The sequence below is a fragment of the Pseudidiomarina homiensis genome, assembly GCF_003987225.1.
Taxonomy (GTDB): Bacteria; Pseudomonadota; Gammaproteobacteria; order Enterobacterales; family Alteromonadaceae; genus Pseudidiomarina; species Pseudidiomarina homiensis.
On record NZ_PIPX01000002.1, the window covers coordinates 140,093 to 163,760 of the forward strand.

A 23,668-nucleotide genomic window follows, 5' to 3' on the forward strand; every position below is an offset into this window, starting at 1 on the left:
TTTAATAGACCAAGAGCTGAAAATTGGATGCAACTTCTGCGCCTCAAACGGGGTCGAAAAAAGTATGACGAAATTAGCCTTGCAGTATAGCACCTCGGTTCGGCAAAAAAAGGTGTTACACTGTGCGCCATTATTGATGGCGTGAACGCACGTCCATGAGGCGTCCATGAGGAGTAACTACATGCGCAAAACCTTATTCACCTATGCCACGGCACTGCTAGCAGCATTAACGTGGTCGCCTGCAAGTGATGCACAGGAACCAGAGCAGCAGGACTTTTACCCATTAGTGTTGCTTGGCGACGCTTTGGAAGTCTGCTCGAGTATGGCGTGGCAGCGTTGCAGCGATACTGATTGGATCGATCGTGATAGCATGCGTTACGACCGCTATGTGAATTTGAGCGGCCCTTACGTGGAAGCATTGCTCGATGATGCCAATTGGTCACCATTGCGCCATGATACCCGTGATGATCTGAAAGAGGCAATCGATTTACTGCGTGACCGCCTCAAGCAAGATGTCATCTCTGAGCGTTCGTTTACCGAAGAGTTTACACGTCGAGCGACGCAGTACTTGTATCAGCAATTGTCGGAGCGTGACTGGAATTTAATCATCGATCATTTGGAAATGCCGGTGCCGCGCGATGCGGATTTTGGCGTTAATCTTACTGCGACCAAGAGCCAAGTGAACATTGATTACATGCGACAAATTTTGTCGCAAGCCCAGCAGGTGAGTGGTGATGAAACACCCCACGTGTTGGTGGTAACCGCTGCACAGCGGGATAGCCTCGATTTAGTGAATTATTACTTACAAGCTTTTGCTGGCGCTGGCGCCGATGCTTCTTGGTTGCCAATCGACGTAGCCGTTGCAGCTGCGCGTGAGGCGCAGGCATGTGAAAGCCTTGCTGATTATCGCGCTAGTGAAATGAGCGCGTTTCGTCGTGACGTGGTGCATGCAGATTTGCACGCTCGCCAAGTCGCGTTTTGTCAGGCGGGTGATGCGCTGACGCAAATCCGTAATGCCGACGTTTTGTTCTTCGCCGATGGTAATCCTGATTTATTACGTCCATTGCTGGTCACCGCATTGAACGAACCGAATGCTTTAGCCGTTGGTATCGCTGAACGCGTGGCCGAAGCGAAGCTGGTGGTCGCTGCGGCAGGCAAGGCCGCTAATGTCATGACCAGCCAAGCGATGGTCGCTGGCGGTAGTAGTCGCGAAGCGTTGAAGGACGGCGTGCATGCGACACGCTTGCCGGGCTTAGGATGTCACAAAGACGATACCTGTCCGCGTGATTTGAACGAGAATAGTGCTACCTATCATCCGATCGGTGGTGCAGGCTTGTTCCGTTGGGGTTCACTGGACACGCGCATGGGTGTTGAAGGTAACCATGGCCGCTTACTGCGTGTTGCGGCGACCAACCGTGTACCATTGGCGGTCGGTATCGATGCCGAAACTGCGCTGCTGGTGAGCTTGCGTTCCGGTGACTTCAAAGTCGCAGGTGAGCGTGGGGTGTTTTTCGCTGCCGGCGCGCAACAAAATGAACGCGCAGTCGCTGCGACCTTCCATTATCTCATGGCTGGTTCGAGTGGCACGTTTAGTGGCAGCGATGTCAGCGCTGTGACTTTTGCTGAGAACGCTGAAGTGGTGCAGGTTGAGCCCACGACAAACTTTATCGCCAGCCGTGGCTTGTATGATTCGCTGCGCTTATTGTGTCGTGACCGCGATAGTATCGAAGTGAAATGGGAGCAATTTACCATGACGTTGATTGGCGGTGACGACGTGAAAACGCAGAAAGCGGGCGCTGAATGTCAGGTGCAAAATGCGCGCATTGGCATGCAATACGCGCCGTCCGAGAGCTTTTAAATAGTTGAATGGCGTGGCTTTTACGCTACGCCGTACTGTTCCCGATAAGCCTGTACAGCCTCGAGATGGTCAGCCAGCTCGGGGCTGTCTTTTAAGTATTCAATCACGTCATTCAGTTTGACGATGCTGACGACTTTGGTGCCGAAGTCTTGTTCGACTTCTTGAATGGCACTTAGCTCGCCTTGACCCTTTTCTTGGCGGTCGAGCGCAATGAGCACCCCTGCAAGCTCAGCGTTATTGGCCTGCACAATGTCCATCGATTCACGAATCGCTGTGCCCGCAGTGATGACGTCATCGACCAGCATGATTTTGCCTTGCAATGGTGAACCTACGAGGTTGCCGCCTTCACCGTGATCTTTCTTTTCTTTGCGGTTGAAGCAGTAAGGCACGTCTTTTTGATAGGTGTCGAACAGCGCGATGGCGGCCGCCGTAGCAATCGGAATGCCCTTGTACGCTGGACCAAACAGCACATCGTAGTCAACGCCGCTGTCTTGTAATGCCGCGGCATAAAAACGCCCAAGCTTGGCGAGGTCAGCACCATGGTTAAACAGGCCAGCATTGAAGAAATACGGGCTCGTGCGCCCCGATTTTAAGGTGAACTCACCAAATTTGAGCACGCCACGGTCGATGGCGAAGCTGATAAAGTCTTTTTGATACTGTTTCATATAGTGCCTTGGATTTTTCGTAGCCCGTACTTCTAGTACGGGTCAAGTTCTCCCCGCAGTAGAACTGCGGGCTACAGGATACATGCGGCATTATAACAAATCTCGAGTAACGGTGTTCTCGGTTTTACTCGGTGACGGTAAAGGTGTGCAGGCCACCGTGTTGGTGATGCGCTTCGTCAGTACCAAGTTTACCGACACACATCAACGCATACTCACCCGGCGTTAAGGTGACACTCACCTCATTGTCCGGGTTATGGATCGGCAAAAACAACTGGTAATCGTGGAAGGGACGATCAAGCCCTTCGTTCATGTTTAGTTTTCCCTGCTCGAAATTGGTTATTTGGCCGACCAAAAAATCGCGCGCTTCAGTTGCTCGTTTGCCTTCGTGCAGGCGGAAAATGGCGACTGCATGCATGCGCTCATCAAGGGTGTTGTTGATGACCTGAACACGGCCCGCAGGAATAGACTCGGGCCCATCTAGCCCCGTTTCAGAGAATTCTAGTATCATTTCGTTTTCAATTTCGTCGAAGGCAATACCTTCCGATTCAGATTGCGTTGTGACTTCGAAGGTCTCATTGATACCGTATCCAGCGGCCTCATGTGATATCCAGCCGTATTTACCAGCTTCGAGATCAACGGTGAGGTATTGGATAATTTCAGGGTTCCCCTGTTCAATGCCGCCAATAAAATGGGGCGGCGCAGGCTCTTTCAAACTCTCAAGATACTGCCTTGCAGTCGCTAACGATGCATCCCCGTTTAGCGAGACCAAGTGGGCATCGCCGTAATAGCCGGTTTGGTTTTCGATACGAATGGTGTTCACGCCTGGTTTCAGCGGTGCGTCGGTTGCAACATCATACATCGACAAGGTCATAGTCATGTCGGCGTTAGGCTCGGGTGCGTTATTCGGTTCATCAGTAACGACAAAATAATGCACCATACCTAAGCGAAAGTGTGACTGACCACTCGCGTTGCGAGTACCACATAGCAATACGTAGTCGCCGGGAGGCAGGTTAATTGTTGTCTTACTCGCATGCCCAGGTGAGTGTAAACCTGGACCACCGTGGCTTTCAAATGGAATTTCGGTTAGGTTCTTAATGGCTTCTTTAAACGTCGCAAGGTCCACGTCATCAGGCCGCTTACCAAGAATGGCAACATGCATTTCGTTGCCTTTGTTGTGAAAGTCAAAGGTGACCCAGCCCGACTTCATCTGCGACGGCATCTCGAAGCGATAATCATGGGCATTTACTTGCACCACGTAAGGTTCGCTAGCGTTAGTGGTGGTGGCGGTGAGCGTTAAAACAAACGCGAGAAGAGAGAGGAATTTCATAGCTCGTCCTTTTTTGTTCTTCGGTTTCCATCAGCAAAGAAGCGTAGACGACGAGCTATAATTTTCCAGTTTTAGGTAGCCCGTACTTCTAGTACGGGGAAAACTCCCAACATAATCAATGCAAATTTGTTAGGTCACGATCCCCCGCAGTAGAACTGCGGGCTACGTATTTAGGCCAATGCTTGCTTTTGCAGGTCCATGAGTTCGCGGATGGCGTGGCGCGCGAGACCAAGCATTTCGTTCATTTCTTCGAACGAGAACGGTTCGCCTTCGGCGGTGCCTTGCACTTCAATGAGCTTGCCTGCTTCGGTCATGACCACGTTCATGTCGGTTTCAGCTTTCGAGTCTTCAGGGTAATCAAGGTCAGCCACCGCATGACCGTCGTAGATACCGACCGAAATTGCTGCCACCAAACCTTTCAACGGATTGGTTTTAACTAAGCCTTGCTTGCGCATCCAGTTCAACGCGTCGACCAGCGCCACACAAGCACCCGTGATAGAAGCCGTGCGAGTACCGCCGTCGGCCTGCAAAACGTCACAGTCGATGGTGATGGTGTTCTCACCTAACGCTGCCAAGTCCACACAAGCACGTAATGAGCGGCCAATCAGACGCTGAATTTCAACGGTGCGGCCACCTTGCTTACCACGTGCCGCTTCGCGGTCCATGCGGCTGTGGGTTGAGCGCGGCAACATACCGTATTCAGCCGTCACCCAGCCTTGCCCTTTACCTTTCAAGAAGCGCGGCACATTGCGATCAACACTCGCCGTGCACAATACTTTGGTGTCACCGAATTCAATCAACACCGAACCTTCCGCGTGACGCGTGTAATTACGGGTAATCGTCACCGGACGAATCTGTTGGGCAGTACGACCACTTGGACGCATGGCTGGCTCCTTTTACTTTAGGCTTAGGCGAATTTATGGGCGGCGATTATATCAGATGTGAATCTGAAATTCTGTCGCCAGTGCAATGTTCCCGATGTTGGAATTTTGCGCGATGCAAAACAATGCTAAACTAGCGGCAATTCAAGTTAAGAGAGCACTATTATGATTCAGAGTATGACCGGTTACGCGCGCCACGAACACAAAGCCGAGTGGGGCACCGTGACGTGGGAACTGCGTTCGGTAAATCAGCGCTTTTTAGAAACCTACTTCCGTATGCCGGAGCAGTTCCGTGGCATGGAGAACATGCTACGCGAAAAGCTGCGCAAGCAACTGCAGCGCGGTAAAGTCGAATCAAATCTGCGCGTGAGCTTCAATGAGCAAGCCGAAGGTGCGTTACAACTGAATGAAGAGTTGGCGAAGAGCGTGATTTCAAGTGCGAACTGGATTGCGAATCAGAGTGCATCGTCTTACTTAAACCCTATTGATGTTTTACGTTGGCCAGGCGTTGTTGCCCAAGACGAAGCCGACATGGACGCCATGCAGAATGATGTCGTTGCCGCTTTTGATGCGGCCGTTGCCGAGTTTGTTGGCAATCGTCAGAGCGAAGGTAAAGCCTTGGAGCGCTTGATTGAAGAGCGCTTGGAAGGCGTGTCAGAACAAGTATCGGTAGTACGCAAGCGCATGCCAGAAGTGCTCGAGTGGCAACGTGAGCGCTTACTCACTCGCTTAGCCGATGCAAAAGTCGAACTCGACCCTCAGCGCCTAGAATCAGAAATGGTCATGCTGGCGCAAAAAACCGACGTCGCCGAAGAACTCGACCGCCTCGACACCCACGTTGTCGAAACCCGCAAAATCCTGCGCAAAGGCGGTGCCTGCGGCCGTCGCCTCGACTTCATGATGCAAGAGTTCAACCGCGAAGCGAACACCCTCGGCTCCAAGTCCATCAACACCGACATCACCAACGCCGCCGTTGAACTGAAGGTGCTGATCGAACAGATGCGCGAGCAGATCCAAAACATCGAATGACAAACAAAGTAGCCCGCACTTCTAGTGCGGGTACAACCCCAACCCCCCGCAAATTCAGCCTCGGTTCTTTAACTTCAAGGCTTGCACCTCGGCCCAACTAAGGCCTGAGCGGAATTGCGCTATGCTATCATCTTCGTAGCTCAAGTTGAGCTCATCCATAATCGTTTTCGTGGAGCTCTCGGATAGCGTGATTCCCTTTTCAAAGATGGCGCCAAAGTAAGCGCGAAGTAACGAGTGCTCGCTTCCCGTTAAATTGGTATCTAAGCGCATTTTCTCGTGTAGCACCCAGTTATCGATAGGTAAGAGTGGCAAACCTGAGAGCCCAAATGCGGTGGTTACGTCGGCCTTTTCAGGTATCAGTTCGCTATCAGCGTCACATCTAAAAATGCGAAAGGTATAGGGCCACTGGCTATCGTAATGACTGGAGTGACTGTAACAGTCGAGTTGCTCGTCATAGGTCAGCCAAGGCATCGCATGAATGAGCGATTCTTCGGAACTACAGACCAGCAGATCAAACTCTGAAGACATTCTTGGTTCGATATAATCGAAATAACAAAACTCACCACAAAGCCAAAACGGTAGCCGAGCTGCTTTAAGTGAAGTGATAACGTTTTGAAACGTTGATTTGAGGTTCGGTAGCGCTTTGCCTTCCATCACCGCAATAAAGTCATCGTAAACATCGCTAGTGTTAATGCTCAACGTTCTTACCTCGGATACCTCGGATGGTTTCAAGTGACTGAGTTAAGTTGTCGGTGTGCGCCGCCATAAGTGTGTAAGGCGTTCTGGCGCCTTGAGCATAAATGCCTAAATCACTCATGGTGCGATGTTTGGGGAGCCAGTCCTGTGTTTCACCGTTATAGACACCTGAACGCCATGCGTTTCGATTCGAGTTTTGCCAGGTATCCGCCAGTAACACGCCGATGACTTTGTCTACTTCGCTTAGCGGGTTGTCGTAGACGTCTCTATGGATCATCTTTTGCAGGGACGTTGCTAGACGGGGCGACTCAATACGTGCAAGATCATCTCGCATTAAGTTGAGCTGGTCTTGGGTCGCATAATCACGCTTAGCTTCTATCAGATAGAGCGTGCCATCGATAAAAATGAGTGCATCAAGGTGATTGTTGTGCGAGTTCGTTTCAGTGCTTTCGAAAGGAACTTCAACAGCCCAAAAAGCGTCTGGATAAAGCTCTTTAAAGGCCATGATAAAGCTGAAAACTAAATTAGCTTCCAACATTTCCCCACCAGGTTTACATGGGCGAAAGCGCATCATATTGGCTTTGTAGTCATGGCAGAGTTTGTCAAAAGCATTTAATAAATGGGGATCTTCTAGGGTCATTATGGGGGTTCTTAGTTGTTATCGTTCGGGTTTGGCCCGTAGTAGAACTACCGGCTACCAAGTTGGTGTTTGGCGTCGTAGAGCAGCAGGTCGGCGTTGTGCATGATGTCGTGCAGGGAGCTTGCGTCGCACGAGGAGCAGGCGCCGAGGCTGAACGACATGGGCTGGCCGAGTTTGTTGTCGGTTAAGTCGGCAAAATCTTGCCGCAGTTGCTGAATGATGGCGTCGTGGCTGGCGCTGTTGTGGCCTTGCAATAAAATACCGAACTCTTCGCCACCGAGGCGGCCAACGAGGCCATTATGACGCTCTTGCTGGTCACGCAAGAGTTTGCCAAATAAACGTAGCACTTCGTCACCAGTGGCATGCCCATAGCGGTCGTTAACGGCTTTGAACTTGTCGATGTCGAGAAAGTACAGGGTGAAGTCCTCACCTGTCTGAATGCGTGCCTCGGCAAGTTGCTCAAAATAGTGTCGGTTGTAGATGCCGGTCAGGTAATCAATATTGGCGCGCACACGCAGTCGTTCATCAGAGCGCTCTTTCAAGAAACCGATAAACCCGATGCCGTTACCTAAGCCAAGAATAAATGTCGCAAACATAAAGGCCTGATTGACTAGCATCGGCCGCGTCATAATAAACGCTGCATCGCTAGCGGCGAGCGGCGCCCGAATGAGGCAGAACAGCCCAATCATGGCGTTGACGATCAACAGCACGCGCGGGAATACGCTCGCAGGATGCTGTTTCAGCAGTTGGTAAAGCGCATAAACGCTAGCGCTAAACGGCAACACCAATAACACGGATGAGGTCACGATCATGGTGTTATTAGGGCCATCGCCGCTGGTGAAATGGAACCAGGTGAAAACACTACATGAAACGATGGCACCGGCCCATAAAAAGCCACTCTTTAGGCCAGCAGAGGCCAACTGATTATAGGAGCGGACCTCAGCCCAGCAGCCGATAAAAATCAATAAGTTTGCAATCAGGCGTAGATGGTCGTGGCCCTGATACAAGGCAATGGCATAAAGAATAAATGAGACGGCTTTAATCAGCTGCGCAAGCGCGAAGGCTTTACAAGCATAGTGAGATTCAGGGTTGCTGATCTGCTGCCAACTGTAAAAGCCAAAGGTGAAATTGGTCAGGCCCGTGAGGACAATAATAGTGATAATATCCATGTGAACGAATCGGGTCCTCAAAAAATAGTATTCAGCGAGTACAATACTCGTGAGCCATCTTAATTCTATTTTTGCGCAATGAAAACCTACTCGACCCAGAACTTAATGAGGTAACGAACCCATGAAATTAACTATCGATATTAGTAAGTATCCTTTAGCCGATAATTACATTGAACCTATCAAAGGTTTTATCGAAAAGCTCAACGCGCAATTAAGTGCTCACGACGATGTGAAAGTGATCACGAACACACTAAGCACGCAGGTGTTTGGCGACTACGATGCGGTAATGCGGGCACTCAACGACTGCATCAAATGGTCATTTGAAACCTATGGCAAGGTGGTATTTGTGGTGAAATTCTTGCACGGTGACTTGCGTCCTGAGGGTTAAGCCCGTCTAATCAAAAGCTCATATAATGGGCTGTTTATATAATAATTTGCTCGGCCGATGCGTTGCTTTTCTAAAAAGCCATGTTCGACAAGCTGATCCAGATATTTAGTCGCTGTGATCCGAGTAACGCCTAGTTCTTCAATCACAAAATCAATTTTCGTATAGGGATGGTGAAACAGGTTATTAAGTAAATCTTGGCGATAGATTTTTGGTAATTGATCGCGCATGCGATGTTTTACGTCAGCCATTAGAACTTTTATGTCCGCAATTAAGCGAATGGTATTTCGAGCGGTATCTACGACGCCATCAAGTACAAATAGTAGCCAAGGCTCCCAGTTTCCTGTATCCCGAACATCCTGTAATTGTTTATAGTAATCGGCTTTGCGGCGCGTCACATAACGGCTCAAATATAAGACGGGTAGATTTAGCAAATCTTTGGCAACAAGGTACAAAATGTTGATGATGCGTCCAGTACGTCCGTTGCCATCGTAAAACGGATGTATGCTTTCGAATTGATGGTGAATAATTGCCATCTTGACTAGCGGATCAGCGTCACAAAGGTCATCATCGTTAATGTAATGAACCAGGTTATCCATCAAAGACGCAACATCGTTAGCACTCTGTGGTGGTGTATAAACAACCTCTCCTGTGGTTACGTTCTTGAGCTCAGTGCCAGGCAACTTACGTAGGCCTGCATTATTGTGTTCGAGCCGTTTCTGTACAGCCAAAATATCGTGAAGTCGAATGGTTTTAGTCTGACGAACCGCTGCGAATGCTTGTTTGAGGGCAATAGCATAGTCTTGAACCTCTTTTGTGGCAGGGTTAACCATCGCATCTTCGAAGAGGTTAGCTTTATAAAGTTCGTCGTGGGTTGTCACGATATTTTCGACTTCGGAGCTGTCCTTAGCTTCCTGCAGCGATAAGGTATTGATGAGTATCGCTTCGTTTGGAATGCTGGCCGCAATACCCTTAAGCTCAGCGAGATAGCGGTGAGCTTCGGCAGCCTTCTTTAGTACTCTGCGTGTTTCCCAGCGCTCGATATCGTGGAGAGGGAGTTTTGAAGGTGTCATCTGTATAGAAATCCTTGTCTTTTAGACTTGTGCAGAATCAAATATATAAAGAATAGAATTAAGTATAGATGAAAATCACTATATGTATAGAAAATGGGGAAAATTATACATTAGGCGTAAACGCTCGCAGCCAAATATCAACGGTGACCGTGAGCGACGTCAACGCTTCGGCGCGGGCGCGACCAGCGCTTGAAGCGCGGTACAAGTGTGGCGTCATGGCTAGCAAATCGTGAATCAGTTCACGAGAAGGTAGTTCGACGCCAAACGTGACGCGCTCTTCAGAGACCAGTGTCCAGGTGTCGGATACCGGTAAATTTGAAGGCTTTTCCTTCACCTCGTCGTAAATCACCTGCTTAAGCTGATGCAAGTGACTCGGTGCGGGGTCGACCATAATGAGCCGACCGTCAGCACTAAGCACGCGGCTAAACTCGCTTTCGACCGGAAATCCAAATACGCACAATAAGGTGTCGATACTGTGATCGGGGACCGGAATACTGCTATTCGACGCGACTAACCACGACACGCGAGGATCGCGCTTGGCGGCGGCTTGCACGGCCCATTTGGAAATATCTAACGCGGCCGCTTTACAGGCCACATCGCGGGCATTGGCCGCATCAAGCACGTGGCGCAGGTAGTAACCTTCACCGCAGCCGGCATCAAGCAATGCTCCGACGGGTTGCGTCAACACCGCCGCCGCTAAAGCTTCAGCCAAAGGCGCATAAAAACCTTCGGCTAAAAAGCGTGCACGAGCCTGTACCATTGCTTTGCTATCGCCCGGGTCTTTCGAGCGCTTCTTCTGCACCGGTAGCAAATTTACATAGCCTTGCTTCGCGACATCGAAGCTATGGCCATGTTCACAGCGCCAGGTTTTGTCGTTCAGTGTTAAACCCGCGCCGTCCAGCGGGCAACAAAGATGGGGAAAAGGTCGAATCACGGTGCTCTTATCTTGCGAAATCGTCATGGCGCTAGTGTAAGGCAATTCCGCCGCAAATGTGAGTCGAATCGAGAGCTTATTCGGCGCACAGCATGAGCCGATTGCGACAAACGCAGCAAATGAGCTGATAAACGGGCTCGCACCTCGCAGCAATGCAAGTACAATGAAAACACTATAAGAACCAGAGGAAGTCAAAATGTACAAAGCCAAAGTCGCAGCGGCCGTATCGCTGGCGTTATTCATGAGTGCTTGTTCAGAAGCACCGCGCACCACCGAAGCAGAGAACCAGTCACCAAACGCACAAGCCCAAACAGCTCCAGAAAACTACAGCGCTGAAGTCATTGCTGCTGAGTCAGAAAAAGCGAACCAGCTGTTTGAAGAAATCTTCATGGCGAATGTTATGCGCAGCCCGATGTTCCAAACCCGTTTGGGCATCAAAGACAATCAAGACAAGTGGGATGATTTGTCTGAGCAGCATGATGCTGAAGGCCTTGCCATGGCGAAAGAGCATTTAGCGCAAGTGGAAGCGATTGATCCAGCGCAACTCAATGAGCAAACTCGGTTAAGCTGGAAACTCATGAAGCAAGAGCTTGAAGAAGGCATTGCCGACTACAAATGGCGTCACTACAACTACCCTGTGAACCAAATGTTCGGCATGCACTCCAGTGTCGCGGCATTGCTGATCAACCAACACGGCATTGAAGAAGTGAAAGATGCCGAAGACTACATTGCGCGTCTGAACGGCTTGCCAGAGTTGTTTGACCAACTTGGTGAAAACCTTAAGTTGCGGGCCGAAAAAGGCATTATTGCGCCGAAATTTGTCTATCCGTACGTGATCAGTGACAGCAAAAACATTATTACCGGTGCGCCATTTGATGACGGTGACGCCAGCGCATTGTGGGATGACTTCACTGGCAAACTGGAAAATCTCGACATCGATGAAAGCCAGTACAATGAACTGGTGAGCCAAGCTCAAACGGCGATGTTGGAGTCGGTGAAACCTGCTTACGAGAACCTTATTAGCGTGGTCGAAGATCTTGAAGCGCAAGCCAACACCAAAGACGGTGCGTGGAAATTCCCTGACGGCGAAGCGTTCTACAACAATGCGCTACAACGCACCACAACTACTGATTTAACCGCCAACGAAATCCACGAAATTGGCTTAAGCGAAGTGGCTCGTATTCATGACGAAATGCGCGTGATCATGAACAAAGTCGGCTTTGACGGCACCTTGCAAGAGTTCTTCGTGCATATGCGTAATAACGAAGACTTTATCTATCCTGATACCGAAGAAGGTCGTGCGCGCTACCTAAGCGAAGCGAAAGAAATCATCGATGTGATGCGTGGCCGTTTAGACGAACTGTTCTTAACCAAGCCAAAAGCAGACATGATCGTGAAAGCGGTTGAACCGTTCCGCGAAAAGTCAGCAGGTAAAGCGTTCTATCAGCAACCGTCAATGGATGGCACGCGCCCAGGTACTTACTACGCCAACTTGTACGATATGGCGTCGATGCCGACGTACCAAATGGAAGCTTTGGCTTACCACGAAGGTATTCCGGGTCACCACATGCAAATTGCCATTCAACAAGAGCTGGAAAACGTACCTAACTTCCGTAAGTTCGGTCGTGTGACGGCGTACTCTGAAGGCTGGGGCTTGTACACAGAGAAGTTGCCAAAAGAAATCGGCTTCTACCAAGACCCGTACTCAGACTTTGGCCGCTTAGCGATGGAACTGTGGCGTGCTTGCCGTTTGGTGGTCGATACCGGTATCCACTCGAAGAAATGGACGCGTGAAGAAGGTATCGAGTATTACGTGAACAACACACCAAACGCTCGCGCTGACGCGGTGAAAATGGTTGAACGTCACATTGTCATGCCAGGCCAAGCCACCGCTTACAAAATCGGCATGAACAAGATCTTGGAACTTCGTGCGAAAGCCAAAGAAGCCCTTGGCGAGCAATTCGATATTCGTGAATTCCATGACGTGATCTTGGCCAATGGTCCAGTACCGCTGAACATTCTTGAGCAATTTGTGGACGAGTATATTGCTTCGAAGCAGAGCTAAAAGCCGCTGCGCGCGACCTCGTCGAAGTGCGCAGCTTGCTCCCTCATTGCCGCACAGCGTTGTAGAACCTGTGCGGCAATTTTTTTGCCCATGTAAACCCCGTCTAAGCGAAATGCGTCTAAACTGTCGATAACAAGAAGCAATAGGAAGCTAAACAATGAAACTAACAGTTATTGCCGTCGCGGCAGCAAGTTTATTAACGGGTTGTGTCGTGTATGCCAATGGTTCAGGTGGCTGGGGTGACGACGACCTTAAGCATGAGACGCGTGAGCTGAGCCTGGCTGCAGCCGATTTAACGCGATTCGAAATCGACGCGGGTGCGGGAAGTCTTGAGGTGGTTGGTGAACAAGGTCGCAGCGTCATCGATGTCGTTGCCGAGGTTTACTACAACGAAAAAGATGAGATTGAGTTGTCGTTGACGCAAGACGGTGACCAAGCCGAATTAGTGGCCGATGCATCGCGCAGCGGCTGGAGCGACTCGAGTCCGCATATTAATTTAACGGTGTACATGCCCGAAGCGATGGCGCTCGACGTGAATGACGGCTCGGGTTCGATCAGCATTAGCGGCATCGACGCTGACGTTGCTATTCATGATGGCTCAGGCAGCCTTGAAGTGAGGGATATCGGCGGCGATCTCGATATTGACGACGGTTCTGGAAGCATCGATGTTCGTGACGTGCAAGGTGACATAATGGTCGATGATGGCTCGGGCAGTATCTATATCAACGATGTCGCCGGCAAAGTGACCATCGACGACGGCTCGGGTAGCATCACCGTCCGCAATGCAGGTGATCTGGACATTATCGATGACGGTTCAGGTAGTGTTTCCACCGAAAATGTTGGCAATCATTAACGTTAACAGTTAACGCGTCAGCCAGCGATTCGTCAGGCGCTTCAGCCAGTTCGGCGAGAGCTTGCTGGCGCCCAACATCAGCTTGGTTTGCAATCCCACTGGCCAGTGCACGCGGCTGCCGCGGTAGTGCGCCATTTTGTAGACCGTGGCGGCAATGTCTTCTGGTGTTAAGCGTACGCCCAAGCGTTTCACGCTGCCAGCATCCATGTTGGTGACCATACGGGTGCGCACGAACAACGGCATCACATCCATGACCTTCACGCTATGCGGCGCCCATTCAAGATCTAGCGCTTCGGTGATGCCGCGCACGGCAAACTTGCTCGTTGAATACACTGCCAATGAGGGCTGCCCATAGATTGCACTCGCGGAACTCATATTAATGACTCGCGCGCCGTGCTCACTCGTTGCCGCTTGCTTTAGGTAGGGTAAGGCGAGGTAGCTGCCCGCGAGCACGCCTTGTACGTTGACATCAATGAGCTTCTGCTGACTTTCTAAAGTGTTATCGGCGAACGGCCCCGAACATAAAATTCCGGCATTGTTGAAGAGAAGATTGAGCTTACCGTCGGTATGCGAGGTAAAGTCGGTAAGTGCCTGTTGCCAGCTCTCGTTATTAGTGACATCTAACTCGCCAGTGACGAGCCGCGTGCGCTGTTCTTCGTTAAGCTCTGTTGCGAGTGCCGCTAATCCCTCACGGTCAACATCATAAGCGCCGACACACCAACCTTCAGCCAGAAACTTCAGCGCCGTTGCTTTGCCGATGCCTGCTGCTGCACCAGAAATAAAGATCGCAGGCGCTGCCGTCATAAGAGGTCCACCATAAAAAGTCCGCCATAAGAATGAATTAGCTGTTGGGTTCCATTATCATCAGGGTTTCGGAAAAAGGTCAACGTAAGGGGGCGCGGAGTGGAGTTGTTAAGCACGTTTTTTATGGGCGCGGTGATTTCCGGCGGCCTGATTGTGGCCATCGGCAGCCAGAATGCCTTTTTGCTGAAAACCGGCTTAACGCAAAACCATCCGTTTGCCGCAGCCACCGTCTGCTTTGTCGGTGATATTCTTTTGATCGGTGCGGGCGTGTTCGGTGTTGGCGCGCTATTTGCGCTGGAAAGCATTTGGGGTTTGCTGCTGAGTGTTGCCGGTTCGTTATTTTTGCTGTGGTACGGCACCAACGCCTTGAAAGCGGCGCGCGTGGGTGACAGCAAACTAAGTGTTACCGACGACGACACCGCCAAAACCAGCTTAAAAGCCACGCTCGGCATGGCCTTTGCTATGACCTTTTTGAACCCGCATGTGTACATCGACACCGTCGTACTGGTCGGTGGCGTTACCGCCAGCCTCGAGGACAGCTTACGCCCTTGGTTTGTCTCTGGTGCCCTACTGGCTTCAGCCACCTGGTTCTACAGCCTCATGTTTGTGGCAAAAAAGCTCTCGGGCGTGCTCAACAAGCCTAAAGCTTGGCGCGTCATCAACACCTTGATAGGCCTGCTCATGTACTTGATAGCCGCAAAACTACTCTACGACGCTGCGCAAGCATGGTTATAAACTTTAAAAACGGTATTGCGAACCATTCGCATTTGCATTAAGATCGCCGGCATCTTGATTTTAACGATGCCGAAGAGGATCTTGTTGTGAAAATGCTGTCTCGTGTTGCCGTAGCTGTGAGCCTTGCGCTTGCCCCACAAGCTTTTGCTGCTGAAATGCAAACCATGGAAGCCATGGAGCGCCTAGAAATTAAAGGCGAGCAGCAAAGTGGCTATTTATCGAAAGAACAGGAATCCGCGTCCAAGCTGGATATCAGCATCAAAGAAACTCCGCAAACTGTGACGGTGATCAGTGCAGAAAAACTGAAAGACTTTGCCTTGCATGACCTCAACAGTGCCCTAGAAAACTCTGCGACAATTAACGTCGAGCAAGTTGAAAGTGACCGTACTTATTACACTTCGCGTGGTTTCGCAGTGAACAATTTCCAAGTTGACGGCTTAGGGCTACCGCTAATCAATGACAACACCCACGGGCGCGTCGACGCGGCTTTGTATGAGCGCATCGAAGTGGTACATGGCGCGAACGGCATTATGACCGGTGTCGGTAGCCCGTCAGCGACGGTCAACTTGGTGCGTAAGCGGCCAAAAAGTGAAAACCAAGGTTACGTGAGTGCCACCATTGGCTCGTGGAACACCAAACGTCTTGAAGCCGATTACTCTGCGGTCGTGAATGATGCCTTCCGCGTGCGGACTGTCGTCGTCGCCGATGACCGCGAATCGCATCTCGATCGTTATGCCAACGAGAGCCAAGTCTTTTATGCCGTTGCGGATTATGCGCCAACCAACAACACCTTGATCACCTTCGGTCACAGCGAGACCAACAGCGAAACCGACGGCAACTTGTGGGGCGCCCTAACGCTTTATTACGGTGACGGCACGCCAACGAACTTTGATCGCAGCACTAACATCGCCGCCGATTGGTCGGAGTGGAACGTCCAAGAAAGCCGCAGTTTCATTGACCTTGAAACAGCATTGAGCGACCGTTGGAATCTGCGCATGGCCTACAATCGCGTGCGTACCGACGAAGATAGTCATCTGTTCTACACTTACTTGGCAGACCCTGCTACGGGTCTTGATCCAGAAACTGGGTTGGGCTTAGTTGGCTACGGCAGTGAATACGACTTGGACGACAAACAAGATACGTTTGATGCCTATGTTAGTGGCAGCTTCCGTGCTTTCGGCCAAGACCATCAACTGGTAGTGGGCGCTAACTATTCGCGTTTGGACTACATCGACACCAGCTTGTACGACTTCCACACCGGCAACGGCTTTCCCGCCATGCCAGCGCTCGAAGACTGGAACGGTAATACGCCATTCCCTGAGTTCACCGATGGTTTAGCCGGCAGTGATATCGAGAACACGCAAAAAGCGGTGTACCTACAAGGTCGCTTCTCAGTAACTGACGACTTTAAAGTGCTTGCTGGTGGTCGGTACAACAGCTTTGAAACTGAGGGCATGGGTTACGGGGTGGACAATTCGCGCGACGAAAGCGAATTCGTGCCGTATTTCGGCCTAACCTATGCCGTGACTGACGCCCTAACCGTGTATGGTTCGTACACCGAAACTTTCATGGCGCAAAACCTGCGTGACGAAAACTTCGAGCGTTTGCCAGCCCTAACCGGCAAGAACAGCGAAGTGGGTTTCAAAGCTGATTTGTTCAATGGCGGAGCGCTGTTATCCGCCGCCTACTTTAATGTGCAGCAAGAGAACTTAGGCGTGGGCGCAGGTGATGTAGTGAACCCAGCAACCGGCGTGCCAGAGCCGGTCTACCGCGCCGTTGACGGTATTGAAAGCAAAGGTTTCGAGGTTGAGCTCGCTGGCGAAATTCTCCCTGGATTACAAGGCAACGTCGCTTTGACCTCGTTCGCTATTGAAGGTGACCAACTGGTCGAGAACTACACCCCAGAAAACCTATTCCGTAGTTCTTTGACCTATCGCCCTGCCAGCTTGGATAAGCTGAAACTTGGCGCCACCTACATCTGGCAAGACAAAATCTCACGTATGCAGGGGACCGTTAGTGATGTGTACGCCAACGCAGGCGAAGCAATTGTCACCACACAAGAAGCCTATGGTCGGCTAAATCTGATGGCCAGCTACCAGCTCACTGACGCCGTAACCGTTAGCGTAAATGCTAACAACGTTACCGATGAAAAGTACTTGAACAGCCTATTGTGGGCACAAGGCTACTACGGCGCTGAGCGTAATTATTCAGCTAATCTAACGTACGCGTTTTAAGGGCTTATAAACAAAAATGAGCATGCGAAAAACACTGCATAAGTGGCATGGCTGGCTGGGGATCATTTTTATGATCCCCTTTCTGCTTATTTGCCTGACCGGAAGTATTCTTATTTTCAAAAAAGAAATCGACAGCGTCTTGCTACCTAAGGTGGCAACTTTAGCGCCGTCCGACGCACCCCGCTTGCCACTCGACACCTTGAAAGCTAGCGTCAACGAACAACTACCCGCCTACGAAATCGGTAGTTGGGAAATCTTCCCAGCTGGGCACGACGAAGCCGACCGCGTGTTCGTCATCAAAGAAGGCACCGACATTTGGCACAAGGTGCATTTGAATCCGTACACCGGTGAGCTGCAAAGCCAACCCACGGAACCGAGCCATTACCTGACCGATTGGCTGGTAGAGTTGCATTACACCTTGCTACTGAACGACCTTGAAGGGCTCGATTTTAGTTTTGCCACCGAGCATTTGGGCTTACTGATCGGCTTAACCCTTGGGCTGTTTCTGTTGTTTATGGGCGTGTCGGGCTTGATTATGTATCGCCGTTTTTGGGCGCGCTTTTTCACCTTGCGTTGGAATCAGCGTATGCTGGTGGTATTCAGTGACCTGCACAAAATGGCGGGTACGTTCGCGTCACCGGTACTGCTGGTGCTGGGCATTACCGGCGTGTACTACAACGGCCTGATTTTTTATGAAGAGTGGACCGAGCATGGCGGCGGCAAAGCGCATCACATCATGACCGAGCGTTTGTACAGCGACGAGGTGAACATTGATGCGCTGGTAGCGGATAGCCGTGAACGCATCGATGGCTTCAAGCCCACGTACTTGCTGTTCCCCTACGAACCTGAGCTACCGTTCACCGTCTTTGGCCGCGCGCCAACTGCGAATCCGTTGCTGAGTAACTACGGCAGCGTGTCGAACTATGACGCCTTCAGCGGTGATTACCTAAGTACCTATAACCTGAACGAGCAGAGCGTAGGCATGAAAACCCTCGACGCTTTTCGTCGTTTGCATTTTGGCACCTGGGGCGGTCTCGCCGTGAAAATTTGGTATAGTTTTGTCGGCGTACTACCCTTATTGTTAGCCATTACTGGCACCTACATTTGGTGGCAGCGACGCAGCAAGCGCGCGCGGCGGCGCTGAAGATTGACGGTCATAACTTGCCAGGTTGTACAATGTTAAGTACAATGATTGTTGCTCTACAACAAAGTGAGGCAGTATTATGACCGTCAAAGTAATTACCTATAGCGAGGCTCGTGCGTCGCTGAAAGGGTATATGGAGTCGGTGGCAGAGGATCATATTCCAACCGTCATTACGAGTCAGCGCGGGCGTCCTGTCGTGATGCTCTCATTGGAAGATTTCACCAGCATGGAAGAGACCATTCATTTGCTAAGCTCTCCGGTAAACGCTTCACGTTTAGCCGAATCGATTGAGCAGTTTAAGCAAGGTAAGGCCTCGCAGCGGGGCCTGATCGATGACAAAGAAGAATGACTGCCTGTTGAGCTGGACGTCTCATGGCTGGGAAGATTATTTGTCATGGGAACAGCAACCGAAAAAGCGTAAAGCCATTAATAAACTGATCAAGGAATGTATGCGTACTCCTTTTAAGGGTACAGGTAAACCGGAGCCCCTCAAAGGAAGTTTATCAGGCTTTTGGTCGCGGCGAATTGATCGGGAACACCGCTTAGTTTATCACTATGAAGAAGGGCATTTGACTATATTGCAATGCCGCTATCATTATGAAAAATAAATTGATTAAGCTTATTACCCTAGTGTGGCTCTTGCCAATGAGTGGAGCATTTGCTGCATCATTTGACCACAGTCACGCCGCTTACACCGAACTGCTGCAGAAGCACGTCATTGTCTACGACGACGGACGTCGTTCGGTAGTCGATTACGCGGCCCTGCAAGCCGACGAACCTGCACTGAACGCCTACCTACAAGAGCTAACCGACGTTTCGGTTGAGCAATACGACGCATGGAACCGTGACCAACAGTTGGCGTTTTTAATAAACGCCTACAACGCCTTCACGCTGGAACTGATTATCGACAACTATGCGTCCTTTGCCAGTGGTGAGCATGAGTCAATTCGTGATCTTGGCGGCTTGTTTTACTCTGCTTGGGAGCTTGATTTTGTCGATTTGTTGGGCGAGATGCGAACCCTTGACTGGATCGAACATGACACGATTCGTGTCGACTTTGACGAGCCTCGGATTCATGCGGTGTTGGTGTGCGCTGCCATGAGTTGCCCCAAGTTGCGCGCCGAAGCCTACACTGCCGACGCCTTAGACGCACAACTTGAAGATCAAATGCAGACCTTCTTAAGCGACCGCTCGAACAACGGCATCGACGAACAAGGTCTGTACCTTTCGCGAATCTTCGATTGGTATGAAGAGGATTTTGGCGATCTTCGCACCTATGTGCGTCGCTATGCCGATGCGCTGGCCGATGACCAAGCCGAGCGCGATTTGCTAATGGGCGACATCCGCATTCGCTACACCGACTATGACTGGCGCTTGAACAATCCTGCTAACGCTAAGCTGCGAAATAACGCACGATAGACTACGCTAGAAGCAGTGGCTTGGTCAGTTGGAGAAGTATATGTGCGTGCGACAGTTGGTGATTGCTTTAACCTTGGTAGTTGTTGTCGCAGGTTGTGCGTCGCCCAGTACCACCAACATGATCGGCACCGCGCGCACCCCTCTCGATGCCAGTGAGGTCCTCGTTTACCTTGAGGAACCTATTTGCTTTGAAGCCATTGCTCTGCTGACTGCCACCAGCGATGCGTCTTTCGCTTTTGGTGACCAAGCAAAAATCGATGCTGTGCTGCAACGCCTCCGTGAAGCTGCCGCAGCCGTGGGTGCCAATGGCGTCTTACTGAAGCGCACAGGCGAACAACGCGATGACTCGGTTTACGTCGGCACGGGCCTCGGCCGCAGCACCGGCAACTTCGGCTTCGGCATCAACATCGGCAAATCCTTCGGCCTCATGGACAAAACCGCCGAAGGCGTGGCCATTTGGGTGCCGGAGCAGTGCGATTAATTCATTTCGAGGATACAAACATGAACCTAGGTGCATTTTCAGTAAGCTTGGCAGTAAAAGACGTGAAAGCGTCGGTTGCCTTTTATAAGAAGCTCGGCTTTGAACAGCTTGTGGACTTGACCGAGCAAGGCTGGGCCATTTTGAAAAACGGCGACCACATCATCGGCTTGTTCCAAGGCATGATCGACGAGAACATTCTCACCTTCAATCCCGGCTGGGACCAGAACGGTAAGAACGTCGAACCCTTCACCGACATCCGAGAACTACGCAAGCAGCTCGAAGCCGCCGGCGTCGAAGTTTTTAACGCCAATTTAGATGGCCCCGATAGCCGTGGCAGCTTGATGATCCGCGACCCAGATGGCAATGCGATTTTGTTGGACCAGCATCGGTAGTTGGTTGCTTAGGAGCGTTTGTCTGGGGCCCATTGCTAAGCTAATTGAGTGCGCACGACGCTAAATGTCGCACACTGTTGGTATAAAACGAGGGACTCAATAGATTCGGTAAATTAGTCATAGAAAACCATTTACTATTACGTTCATTGAACGTAATATTCCGGTGCTGAGGAAGGATTTTTCTGTGAAACAAGACCAAGTAAAAGCCCATCGATTACGCTGTGGATTGACGCAAAGTCAAGCTGCGGAACTTGTTCATGCAAACATTCGTACTTGGCAGCAATGGGAATCTGGTGATCGAACTATGCATCCAGCGTTCATTGAACTTTTTTACATGAAAACCGCCAACGCAGCCGCAATAAAAGAGGGACGAATCATGTCATTTATCAAGCCAAGCATCACGTTTAATGAACTGAAAAAAAATCACAAGCAGTTGGCAGACACCACTCATCGTTCAGAACAAATCGAAGCTGAGGGTGCTAAGTTTAAGTTCATTGATTTGTTCGCTGGGGTTGGGGGGATTCGTTTTGCTTTCCAGAAAGCTGGCGGTGCTTGTGTCTTTTCCTCAGAGATAGATATTCACGCTCAATTAACTTATTACACTAATCACGGAACAGTACCTTACGGTGATATAACGAGAATTGAAGCATCTGATATCCCCGACCACGATATTCTTTGTGCTGGTTTTCCGTGTCAGCCTTTTAGCCATATTGGTAAACGAGAAGGCTTTAAGCACCCAACACAAGGAACAATGTTTCACGAAATTGTTCGTATTGCGTCCGAAAGACGACCAAGAGTACTGTTTTTAGAAAATGTACCAGGGCTTGTAAATCACGATAATGGAAATACTTTGAAAGTGATTTTAGAAACTTTGGATGACTTAGGGTACAAGTGTTATCACAAGGTGTTAAATGCTAGCGATTTTGGGGTACCCCAGAATCGAAAACGTTTTTATTTGGTGGCGTTTTCAGGAAATGAGGAATTTTCTTTTCCTGAACCACCAATGATCAAAGCGGATATAGGTTCATGTCTTGAGTCAAATATAGATGGTTACTCGATATCGAAACATCTACAGAAAACGTATTTATTCAAGAAAGACGATGGTAGACCCATTTTGATTGATCGCAATACCTCTGGTCCTATGAAGACACTTGTTTCTAGTTATCATAAGATACAGAGACTTACCGGGACCTTCGTAAAAGATGGTGAAACAGGAATTCGATTATTAACAGCAAATGAGTGCAAACGAGCAATGGGTTTCCCCGAAAGTTTTCTGTTTCCAGTTTCTCGAACCCAAATGTACCGACAAATGGGGAATTCAGTCGTTATAACTGTCATTGAAGCGATTGCGAGTAATATTACTTCAGCCCTTGAGAAGAACGATGCTGTTAAAGCCACGAAAAAAGCCAAGCCATCAGACGAGGCTATTCTTGAGGTTGAGGCAGTTTAAGCGGCATCTTTAACTGAATTCTCTCTCCACGACGCTTCGAGGGGTAGGTCCATGAAAATGGTGCCCCTCTGCTATTTCCAATGTTTCGGTAAAGTTCATTGCAGTAATCTTGAGCATGCTGCAATTTACACAGTCCGTTATTTGCATTTCTAGTCAACAGAAAGTCAGCTAGTTGAGTTGAAGGATCAATAATATTATCTTCGTCGTGCTTGCCGATAATAGCCCATTCAATAATTTTCATCATATATTGGTTAAGAGTACTGTCTATATCTAACGCGACACCTCGATCAGTTAGAAGCTTCTCAAATTGTGTCCAGGAGCCTGCCTCTTGAAAAGTTGTTACTAATAGTCTGAAGGCATCATCGCTTGGTGCAATGACCCGAACAAAGTCCTTTGCTTGATAGTCGTGGCAACTTACGCGACTTGAAGTTGTATTTTTGATGCTCAGGTTCGCGGTTCGAAAAGATTTTGGGCCAGTGAAAATCTTCAGGTGGACATCTGTTTTTGGACTTCCTAGGTTCTTAAGTTTTGTGATGGTGTCAGTAGCTTCGAGAAGTTGGATTTGTTCTCGAGGAATGCTTAATGCGTCCGTAATACCAGTCACTAGTTCATGAAATTCATAACAATCTGACTTCCCATACTTAAATTTTGATAAGTTTTCTTCGCTATTTAGTTCACTGACTAAGTATTTTTCAAACTGGTTGCCCGCGCGCCCGTAATAACTACCTGTAGGCTCTCGCGTAGCTAGGTGAACGGTTGAAAAGTCAGTTGTGTATTCTGTCTGTGATGAAAAATAGTCGGTTACTTCCGACACGCTTTCGATAGCTGTTTCAATTTCGGACCTGTAGTTGTCAATGAACTCAATGAACTCAGCGTAAGTTAACCAATGTGATGCCGGCGAGAAGAATTCGTTTGCATGAATTCGCTCACGAGCTGACAAAAAGGTAGTGTTTGAAATTTCGTCATCAGGAAACAAAAGGATTGATGCAACGATGTCTCCAGAAAACTCGGAGTAACTCTGAATACCAAGAAAGTCATAAAACGAAATTTTGGCTCGATCTGACCTGAATGAGTTACTTGCCCGAATTAGTATGAACTTTTGGTCCAACGTCGTTACTATAAAGTCAGTTTTAAACTGTTTCTCGTAAGAGTAGTCCCGATGCTTAAATGTTTCGTCCGAGGTGAAAGATTCTATGAGCCCTTCGTTGAGCATGCGAGTCAGAAGGATGGCCACATCCTCTTTAACTCTCTGACCACTCACCGATTTTTCCTTGTTGCTGATATTTTGAGCCGAAGTCATTTATTCGATATGTCCGCGATAAAAGTCTAAAAGCATCCTTACATTATAACTCGTCGTTAATTCGGGCAAGGTGAAATTTTACCAAGAGAGCCTAACAGAACTATACGCCGGAACAAAATTGTGCGAAAGTTGTT

24 protein-coding genes are annotated in these 23,668 nt (G+C 49.7%); 14 read left to right on the top strand and 10 right to left on the bottom strand.

The window, feature by feature from the left end; translation table 11 throughout:
- Positions 1 to 181 precede the first annotated feature (181 nt).
- The gene (locus CWI70_RS09780) at positions 182 to 1,858 is read left to right on the top strand and encodes a type 1 glutamine amidotransferase family protein (RefSeq protein ID WP_126773205.1); all 1,677 of its coding nucleotides are present in this window, start codon (positions 182 to 184) and stop codon (positions 1,856 to 1,858) included.
- 20 nt (positions 1,859 to 1,878) lie between these two features.
- Here the strand turns inward: CWI70_RS09780 and pyrE are convergent, their stop codons facing one another.
- The 3 genes from pyrE to rph form a co-directional block, all read right to left on the bottom strand.
- Positions 1,879 to 2,523 (bottom strand): orotate phosphoribosyltransferase, encoded by a 645-nt coding sequence (pyrE, locus tag CWI70_RS09785; protein ID WP_126773207.1) that lies wholly within the window; start codon positions 2,521 to 2,523, stop codon positions 1,879 to 1,881.
- A gap of 124 nt (positions 2,524 to 2,647) precedes the next feature.
- Complete coding sequence (locus CWI70_RS09790; RefSeq protein ID WP_126773210.1) at positions 2,648 to 3,850, bottom strand: hypothetical protein; 1,203 nt, start codon at positions 3,848 to 3,850, stop codon at positions 2,648 to 2,650.
- Between the two features lie 170 nt (positions 3,851 to 4,020).
- Positions 4,021 to 4,734 (bottom strand): ribonuclease PH, encoded by a 714-nt coding sequence (rph, locus tag CWI70_RS09795; RefSeq protein WP_126773212.1) that lies wholly within the window; start codon positions 4,732 to 4,734, stop codon positions 4,021 to 4,023.
- A gap of 162 nt (positions 4,735 to 4,896) precedes the next feature.
- On the opposite strand from rph, the gene CWI70_RS09800 reads away from it, so the two are divergent.
- Positions 4,897 to 5,760, top strand: coding sequence for a YicC/YloC family endoribonuclease (locus CWI70_RS09800; protein ID WP_126773215.1), 864 nt, complete (start codon positions 4,897 to 4,899; stop codon positions 5,758 to 5,760).
- 54 nt (positions 5,761 to 5,814) lie between these two features.
- Here the strand turns inward: CWI70_RS09800 and CWI70_RS09805 are convergent, their stop codons facing one another.
- The 3 genes from CWI70_RS09805 to CWI70_RS09815 are packed head-to-tail and all read right to left on the bottom strand — an operon-like array spanning position 5,815 to position 8,265.
- On the bottom strand, positions 5,815 to 6,459 hold the full coding sequence (locus tag CWI70_RS09805; RefSeq protein ID WP_126773218.1) for a hypothetical protein: 645 nt from the start codon (positions 6,457 to 6,459) through the stop codon (positions 5,815 to 5,817).
- Complete coding sequence (locus CWI70_RS09810) at positions 6,449 to 7,096, bottom strand: hypothetical protein (protein WP_126773221.1); 648 nt, start codon at positions 7,094 to 7,096, stop codon at positions 6,449 to 6,451. Before CWI70_RS09810 ends, CWI70_RS09805 begins: the two co-directional genes overlap by 11 nt.
- Before the next feature lie 47 nt (positions 7,097 to 7,143).
- On the bottom strand, positions 7,144 to 8,265 hold the full coding sequence (locus CWI70_RS09815) for a GGDEF domain-containing protein (RefSeq protein WP_126773223.1): 1,122 nt from the start codon (positions 8,263 to 8,265) through the stop codon (positions 7,144 to 7,146).
- 121 nt (positions 8,266 to 8,386) lie between these two features.
- Here CWI70_RS09815 and CWI70_RS09820 point away from each other — a divergent pair, with 121 nt between their 5' ends.
- Complete coding sequence (locus CWI70_RS09820) at positions 8,387 to 8,653, top strand: hypothetical protein (RefSeq protein ID WP_126773226.1); 267 nt, start codon at positions 8,387 to 8,389, stop codon at positions 8,651 to 8,653.
- Here the strand turns inward: CWI70_RS09820 and CWI70_RS09825 are convergent.
- Positions 8,650 to 9,723, bottom strand: coding sequence for a Fic family protein (locus CWI70_RS09825; RefSeq protein ID WP_126773229.1), 1,074 nt, complete (start codon positions 9,721 to 9,723; stop codon positions 8,650 to 8,652). The two genes, CWI70_RS09820 and CWI70_RS09825, sit on opposite strands and share 4 nt — an antisense overlap.
- 103 nt (positions 9,724 to 9,826) lie before the next feature.
- The gene (locus CWI70_RS09830) at positions 9,827 to 10,900 is read right to left on the bottom strand and encodes a putative RNA methyltransferase (protein ID WP_241967878.1); all 1,074 of its coding nucleotides are present in this window, start codon (positions 10,898 to 10,900) and stop codon (positions 9,827 to 9,829) included.
- Here CWI70_RS09830 and CWI70_RS09835 point away from each other — a divergent pair.
- On the top strand, positions 10,854 to 12,722 hold the full coding sequence (locus CWI70_RS09835; protein ID WP_126773232.1) for a DUF885 domain-containing protein: 1,869 nt from the start codon (positions 10,854 to 10,856) through the stop codon (positions 12,720 to 12,722). The genes CWI70_RS09830 and CWI70_RS09835 overlap by 47 nt on opposite strands.
- Positions 12,723 to 12,879: 157 nt before the next feature.
- Positions 12,880 to 13,575, top strand: coding sequence for a hypothetical protein (locus CWI70_RS09840; RefSeq protein WP_126773234.1), 696 nt, complete (start codon positions 12,880 to 12,882; stop codon positions 13,573 to 13,575).
- 9 nt (positions 13,576 to 13,584) lie between these two features.
- On the opposite strand, the gene CWI70_RS09845 is transcribed toward CWI70_RS09840, so the two are convergent.
- Positions 13,585 to 14,379: an SDR family oxidoreductase gene (locus tag CWI70_RS09845; protein WP_126773237.1), complete on the bottom strand. Its 795-nt coding sequence runs from the start codon at positions 14,377 to 14,379 to the stop codon at positions 13,585 to 13,587.
- 99 nt (positions 14,380 to 14,478) lie between these two features.
- Between CWI70_RS09845 and CWI70_RS09850 the strand changes: the two genes are divergently transcribed.
- The 9 genes from CWI70_RS09850 (at position 14,479) to dcm (ending at position 22,234) form a co-directional block, all read left to right on the top strand.
- Positions 14,479 to 15,114, top strand: a complete 636-nt coding sequence (locus tag CWI70_RS09850; protein ID WP_241967879.1) for a LysE/ArgO family amino acid transporter — start codon at positions 14,479 to 14,481, stop codon at positions 15,112 to 15,114.
- A gap of 92 nt (positions 15,115 to 15,206) precedes the next feature.
- Complete coding sequence (locus CWI70_RS09855) at positions 15,207 to 17,348, top strand: TonB-dependent siderophore receptor (RefSeq protein ID WP_241967889.1); 2,142 nt, start codon at positions 15,207 to 15,209, stop codon at positions 17,346 to 17,348.
- 22 nt (positions 17,349 to 17,370) lie between these two features.
- Positions 17,371 to 18,492, top strand: coding sequence for a PepSY-associated TM helix domain-containing protein (locus tag CWI70_RS09860; RefSeq protein WP_241967880.1), 1,122 nt, complete (start codon positions 17,371 to 17,373; stop codon positions 18,490 to 18,492).
- A 79-nt stretch (positions 18,493 to 18,571) separates the two neighbouring features.
- Entirely contained in the window at positions 18,572 to 18,841 is a 270-nt protein-coding gene (locus tag CWI70_RS09865; protein ID WP_126773245.1) for a type II toxin-antitoxin system Phd/YefM family antitoxin, read from the top strand.
- The gene (locus CWI70_RS09870; protein WP_126773248.1) at positions 18,825 to 19,100 is read left to right on the top strand and encodes a Txe/YoeB family addiction module toxin; all 276 of its coding nucleotides are present in this window, start codon (positions 18,825 to 18,827) and stop codon (positions 19,098 to 19,100) included. The genes CWI70_RS09865 and CWI70_RS09870 overlap by 17 nt, the downstream gene beginning before the upstream one ends.
- A gap of 37 nt (positions 19,101 to 19,137) precedes the next feature.
- Entirely contained in the window at positions 19,138 to 19,911 is a 774-nt protein-coding gene (locus CWI70_RS09875) for a DUF547 domain-containing protein (RefSeq protein ID WP_241967881.1), read from the top strand.
- A gap of 40 nt (positions 19,912 to 19,951) precedes the next feature.
- Positions 19,952 to 20,392 (top strand): hypothetical protein, encoded by a 441-nt coding sequence (locus CWI70_RS09880; RefSeq protein WP_126773264.1) that lies wholly within the window; start codon positions 19,952 to 19,954, stop codon positions 20,390 to 20,392.
- Positions 20,393 to 20,412: 20 nt separating this feature from the next.
- Complete coding sequence (locus tag CWI70_RS09885) at positions 20,413 to 20,784, top strand: VOC family protein (RefSeq protein ID WP_126773268.1); 372 nt, start codon at positions 20,413 to 20,415, stop codon at positions 20,782 to 20,784.
- A gap of 184 nt (positions 20,785 to 20,968) precedes the next feature.
- On the top strand, positions 20,969 to 22,234 hold the full coding sequence (gene dcm, locus CWI70_RS09890) for a DNA cytosine methyltransferase (protein ID WP_126773270.1): 1,266 nt from the start codon (positions 20,969 to 20,971) through the stop codon (positions 22,232 to 22,234).
- Here the strand turns inward: dcm and CWI70_RS09895 are convergent.
- The gene (locus CWI70_RS09895) at positions 22,209 to 23,534 is read right to left on the bottom strand and encodes an MspI family type II restriction endonuclease (RefSeq protein ID WP_126773273.1); all 1,326 of its coding nucleotides are present in this window, start codon (positions 23,532 to 23,534) and stop codon (positions 22,209 to 22,211) included. The two genes, dcm and CWI70_RS09895, sit on opposite strands and share 26 nt — an antisense overlap.
- Between the last annotated feature and the right edge of the window lie 134 nt (positions 23,535 to 23,668).

What these genes read in the sequence shown, in the direction of transcription:
- CWI70_RS09780 (WP_126773205.1), top strand. Translation starts at nt 182, where the DNA reads ATGCGCAAAACCTTATTCACCTATGCCACGGCACTGCTAGCAGCATTA.
- pyrE (WP_126773207.1), bottom strand. Translation starts at nt 2,523, where the DNA reads ATGAAACAGTATCAAAAAGACTTTATCAGCTTCGCCATCGACCGTGGC.
- CWI70_RS09790 (WP_126773210.1), bottom strand. Translation starts at nt 3,850, where the DNA reads ATGAAATTCCTCTCTCTTCTCGCGTTTGTTTTAACGCTCACCGCCACC.
- rph (WP_126773212.1), bottom strand. Translation starts at nt 4,734, where the DNA reads ATGCGTCCAAGTGGTCGTACTGCCCAACAGATTCGTCCGGTGACGATT.
- CWI70_RS09800 (WP_126773215.1), top strand. Translation starts at nt 4,897, where the DNA reads ATGATTCAGAGTATGACCGGTTACGCGCGCCACGAACACAAAGCCGAG.
- CWI70_RS09810 (WP_126773221.1), bottom strand. Translation starts at nt 7,096, where the DNA reads ATGACCCTAGAAGATCCCCATTTATTAAATGCTTTTGACAAACTCTGC.
- CWI70_RS09815 (WP_126773223.1), bottom strand. Translation starts at nt 8,265, where the DNA reads ATGGATATTATCACTATTATTGTCCTCACGGGCCTGACCAATTTCACC.
- CWI70_RS09820 (WP_126773226.1), top strand. Translation starts at nt 8,387, where the DNA reads ATGAAATTAACTATCGATATTAGTAAGTATCCTTTAGCCGATAATTAC.
- CWI70_RS09825 (WP_126773229.1), bottom strand. Translation starts at nt 9,723, where the DNA reads ATGACACCTTCAAAACTCCCTCTCCACGATATCGAGCGCTGGGAAACA.
- CWI70_RS09835 (WP_126773232.1), top strand. Translation starts at nt 10,854, where the DNA reads ATGTACAAAGCCAAAGTCGCAGCGGCCGTATCGCTGGCGTTATTCATG.
- CWI70_RS09830 (WP_241967878.1), bottom strand. Translation starts at nt 10,900, where the DNA reads ATGAATAACGCCAGCGATACGGCCGCTGCGACTTTGGCTTTGTACATT.
- CWI70_RS09840 (WP_126773234.1), top strand. Translation starts at nt 12,880, where the DNA reads ATGAAACTAACAGTTATTGCCGTCGCGGCAGCAAGTTTATTAACGGGT.
- CWI70_RS09845 (WP_126773237.1), bottom strand. Translation starts at nt 14,379, where the DNA reads ATGACGGCAGCGCCTGCGATCTTTATTTCTGGTGCAGCAGCAGGCATC.
- CWI70_RS09855 (WP_241967889.1), top strand. Translation starts at nt 15,207, where the DNA reads ATGCTGTCTCGTGTTGCCGTAGCTGTGAGCCTTGCGCTTGCCCCACAA.
- CWI70_RS09860 (WP_241967880.1), top strand. Translation starts at nt 17,371, where the DNA reads ATGCGAAAAACACTGCATAAGTGGCATGGCTGGCTGGGGATCATTTTT.
- CWI70_RS09865 (WP_126773245.1), top strand. Translation starts at nt 18,572, where the DNA reads ATGACCGTCAAAGTAATTACCTATAGCGAGGCTCGTGCGTCGCTGAAA.
- CWI70_RS09870 (WP_126773248.1), top strand. Translation starts at nt 18,825, where the DNA reads ATGACAAAGAAGAATGACTGCCTGTTGAGCTGGACGTCTCATGGCTGG.
- CWI70_RS09875 (WP_241967881.1), top strand. Translation starts at nt 19,138, where the DNA reads ATGAGTGGAGCATTTGCTGCATCATTTGACCACAGTCACGCCGCTTAC.
- CWI70_RS09880 (WP_126773264.1), top strand. Translation starts at nt 19,952, where the DNA reads ATGTGCGTGCGACAGTTGGTGATTGCTTTAACCTTGGTAGTTGTTGTC.
- CWI70_RS09885 (WP_126773268.1), top strand. Translation starts at nt 20,413, where the DNA reads ATGAACCTAGGTGCATTTTCAGTAAGCTTGGCAGTAAAAGACGTGAAA.
- CWI70_RS09895 (WP_126773273.1), bottom strand. Translation starts at nt 23,534, where the DNA reads ATGACTTCGGCTCAAAATATCAGCAACAAGGAAAAATCGGTGAGTGGT.